The organism is Plantactinospora solaniradicis (assembly GCF_042658085.1).
GTDB lineage: Bacteria > Actinomycetota > Actinomycetes > Mycobacteriales > Micromonosporaceae > Plantactinospora > Plantactinospora solaniradicis.
The window spans coordinates 1-4,652 of the sequence record NZ_JBHSPR010000079.1; the positions used below are offsets into that span (position 1 = coordinate 1).

Sequence of the window (4,652 nt, forward strand, 5' to 3'; positions counted from 1 at the left end):
CCCTCATCGAACAAATCCGCCGACACCGTCACCACACCCCGAAGCCCGGCATGGGCCCCGTCGGCATCGAAGACCTCGTTGGCCGCCAGATAAAGGTCGTATCGTCCCGGGGTGAGCGCGGCGTCGCCGAGGGCGGTGTTCGGCCCGCCGGAACGGGCACCAGTCAGTTCCAGCCCCGCGTGTTCCGTGTTCTGCATCGTCAGCATCACCTGGAACAGCGGGTGCCGCGCCAGCGACCGGGCCGGGGCGAGCTCCTCCACCAACCGCTCGAACGGCACGTCCTGGTGCGCGAGCGCGCCGAGGGTCGTCTCCCGCACCCGGGCCAGCAACTCACGGAACTCCGGATCACCCGACAGATCCGTACGGATCACCAAGGTGTTCAGGAAGAACCCGACCAGGCTGTCGAGGGCCTCGTCCAAGCGGCCGGCGACCGGCGTGCCGATCGGGATGTCGGTGCCCGCACCCAACCGCGACAGGAGTACGGCGTAGGCCGCCTGCAACACCATGAACGGGGTGACGCCCTCGGCCCGGGCCAGCTCCGCCAGCCGTCGATGGACGTCGGCGGACACCCGCCAGGAAACGCTGTGACCACGGTGGCTCACCACCGACGGGCGGGGTCGGTCGACCGGCAGATTCAGTTCGTCCGGCACACCGGCCAGCGCTCCCCGCCAGTAGTCCACCTGCACCGACAGCAGGCTCTCCGGGTCGTCCTCGCCGCCGAGCAACTCCCGCTGCCACAACGCATAATCCGCGTACTGCACCGGCAACGGCGTCCACTCCGGCGCCGCACCATTCAGCCGCGCCGCATACGCCTCCGACAGATCCCGTCCCAGCGGCGCCATCGACCAGCCGTCACCGGCGATGTGATGCACCACCAGCACCAGCACCCGCTCCTCCGGACCCACCTCGAACAGCCACGCCCGCACCGGGATCTCCGCCGACAGGTCGAACGCGTACCGCAGGGCTCCCCCGACCGCGGCCGTGAGTTCCCCGGTGGAGGTCTGGGTGACGTGCAGGCTGAATCGCGTCTCCTGCGGCTGAAGGATGTGCTGGTAGGGCTCTCCCTCCACAGCCGGGAACACGGTGCGCAGCGACTCGTGCCGGGTGATGACGTCGAGCAGCGCCGCCTCCAGCACCGGCGCGTCCACCGCACCGGTCAGCCGGATCACGGCCGGGATGTTGTAGGTGGGGCTCGGACCCTCCAGCTGCGCCAGGAACCAGAGGCGCCGCTGGGCGAACGACAGCGGAACCTGGTCCGGGCGCTGTCCCGACCGCAGCAACGGCCGTGCCCGGCGGGTGTCCTTGTCACGCAGCCGCGCCGCCAGAGCCGCCACGGTCGGCGCCTCGAACAGCACCCGCAGCGGCAGTTCGACGCCCAGCATGGTCCGGATCCGCGACACCAGCCGCACCGCCAGCAGCGAATGCCCGCCCAGCTCGAAGAAGTTGTCGTCGATCCCCACCGTGCCGAGGCCGAGCACCTGGGCGAACGCCGCGCGGAGCAGATCATCCTGGACGGTGCTCCGGGCGGGCCCCTCCCCGGTGCCGGCCGCGTACTCGGGAGCCGGCAAGGCCTTGCGGTCAAGCTTGCCGTTGGCGTTCAACGGCAACCGCGGCACGACCACGACCGCCGCCGGCACCATGTAGTCCGGCAGGCGCCCGGCCACGAACGTGCGCAACGCCTGGGGGCCGGGTTCGCTCTCATCGGCGGGCACGACGTACGCGATCAGCCGCCTGTCCCCGGGGTTGTCGTCGCGGGCCACGACCACCGCCTGTGCCACCTCGGGGTGCGCCCGCAGCACGGTTTCGATTTCGCCCGGCTCGATCCGGAACCCGCGGATCTTCACCTGCTCGTCGACCCGGCCGAGGAAGTCCAGCTGGCCGTCGGCCGTCCACTTCGCCTTGTCACCGGTCCGGTACATGCGCTCGCCCGCGCCGAACGGGCACGCCACGAACCGTTCCCCGGTCAGCGCCGGGCGCCCCAGGTAACCGCGCGCCAACCGTGGGCCGGCGAGATAGAGCTCGCCCGGCACTCCGGCCGGGACCGGTCCCAGCCGGTCATCGAGCACGTAGGCCCGGAGGCCACCGACCGGCGCACCGATCAGTGGCGGCTGCTCGCCGTCCCAGTCGTCGGCGTACCAGGCCGCCGCGTACACCGTCGCCTCGGTGGGGCCGTAGATGTTGGCGACCCGCGTGCGCGGCAGGACCGTACGGATCTCCGTCAGCAGGTGTGCGCTCAACGCCTCACCCGCCAGCACCACCATGCCGGCCGAGACCTCGCCCGCCCCGCCGGCCAGGACTTCCGCGAAGGCGGACGGCACCGCGCTGATCAGGCTCGGGGTGAGTGTCCTGTCCTGCGGGTTCTCCGCCAGCGCCAGCACGTCACGGACCACTTCGATGGTTCCGCCGGCCAGCAGCGGACAGAAGATCTCAAAGACGGAGACGTCGAAGCTGAGCGACGTCGAGGCGACGACCCGCGACAGACCGTCGGGCCCGAACTCCTCCATGGCCCAGGCCGCGAACGCCGCCACGCTGCTCTGGGCGACGACCACCCCCTTGGGTACGCCCGTCGAGCCCGACGTGTAGATCACGTACGCCGGATGGTCGGGAAGCAGCGGGCTGGTCCGGTCCGCGTCGGACAGCCTCCCGCCGTCCAGTCGTGCCAGCTCCGCAGTGGTTGCCGGCTCGTCCGCCACGATCACCGGAAGGCCGCCCGGTGCCGTCTCCCGCACCACAGACTCATACGCCGAGGAGGTCAACACCCCGGCGACGCCGGCGCCGGTAAGCAGAACGGCGATCCGCTCGGCCGGGTACCTCGGGTCGACCGGCAGGTATGCGCCGCCCGCCTTCAGCACCGCCAGCAGTGCCTTGATCAGGTCGGCTCCACGATCCATCACCACCGGGACCACCGACTCCGGGCCGATGTCCCGCCCGGACAGGTGCCGGGCCAGCTGGTTGGCCGAGCTGTCCAGTTCCGCGTAGGACAGCCGTACCCCGTCGGCCACGACCGCCAGCGCGTGCGGAGTGGCGGCCACCTGCCGCTCGAACAGGCTCACCACCGTTTCCCGCGTGGTCGGCAGTGCGTGCTCGTTTCCGGAGCGGACCAGAAGCTCACGTTCGGCGGCGTGCATCAGGTCCACGGTGTGCACCCGGTTCGCCGGGGACTCGGTCACGATCTCCAGCACTCGCGCCAGCCAGACACCGAAGCGCTCGGCCGACGCCGCGGTGAACAGGTCCGCCGCGACCGTGACGGAGCCTCGCAACCCGGCCGGTCGGCCGTGCTCGTCGAAGGTCTCCTGGACCATGATGTCGAGGTCGAACCGGGCCGAACCGCTGACCGTCACCGGCTCCGGACCGGTACCGGCGCCGGCCGTGCCACCGGTGTTCTGCAGAGCCAGCATCACCTGGAAGAGCGGGTGGCGGGCCAGCGACCGCGCCGGGGCCAGTTCTTCGACGAGGCGCTCGAACGGCACGTCCTGGTGGGCGAGCGCGCCGAGGGTCGTCTCCCGCACCCGGGCCAGCACCTCCCGGAACTCCGGCTCACCCGACAGGTCCGTGCGGATCACCAGGGTGTTGACGAAGAACCCGACCAGCCCGTCCAGCGCCTCGTCGGTCCGGCCCGCGACCGGCGTGCCGATCGGGATGTCGGTGCCCGCACCGAGTCGTGACAGCAGGACGGCAAGCGCGGCCTGCAGCACCATGAAGGACGTCACGCCCTCGTCGCGGGCCAGTTGCACGAGGCGCTGGTGCACCCCGGCCGGTACCCGCAGGGGTGCGCTGTGGCCGCGATGGCCGGCTACCGCCGGACGGGGCCGGTCCACCGGCAGGCTCAATTCCTCGGGTACGCCGTCCAGCGCCCGCCGCCAGTAGTCCACCTGCGTCGACAGCAGGCTGCTGCGGTCGTCGTCACTACCGAGCAGTTCGCGCTGCCACAGCGCGTAGTCCGCGTACTGGACCGGCAACGGCGACCAGTCCGGCGACTCACCGCGGCGTCGGGCCTCGTACGCCGACATCAGGTCCCGGATGAGCGGAGCCCGCGACCAGCCGTCGCCGGCAATGTGGTGGATGACCAGGACCAGCAGGTGCTGGTCCGGGCCGCCGTGCACCAGCCAGGCTCGAATCGGCATCTCCGCCGACAGATCGAACGCGTACCGCGCCGCCTGGTCGACCGTCTGGGTGAGCTCATCGGCGGCCACCTCGCTGAGCTGCAGCCGCCATCGCAGTTCCCGCGAGTCCACGATCTGCTGGTACGGCTCGCCGTCCGCGGCCGGGAACACCGTACGCAGGGACTCGTGCCGGGTGATGACGTCGAGCAGCGCCGCCTCCAGCGCCGCCGCGTCCACCTCGGCGGGCAGCCGGAGCATCGTCGGGATGTTGTAAGCGGGACTCGGCCCGTCGAGTTGGCCGAGGAACCAGAGCCGGCGCTGGGCGAAGGACAGCGGCACCCGCTCCGGCCGGTCCGCGGCTCGCAGCACCGGGCGGACGCGGCCGGTGGCCGTGCCCGTCAGTCGCGTCGCGAGTCCCGCCACCGTCGGTGCCTCGAACAGCTCCCGCAGCGGCAACTCCACGCCGAGCACCGCGCGAATCCGCGACGCCAGCCGGACGCCGAGCAGGGAGTGTCCGCCGAGGTCGAAGAAGTTGTCGTCCACGCCGAC

At 71.5% G+C, this 4,652-nt stretch carries 1 protein-coding gene; it reads right to left on the reverse strand.

All coding sequences use genetic code 11. The features are described 5' to 3' along the window. Window positions 1–4,652: amino acid adenylation domain-containing protein (locus ACFP2T_RS43155; RefSeq protein ID WP_377432831.1), on the reverse strand; the 4,652-nt coding region annotated here is incomplete at both ends.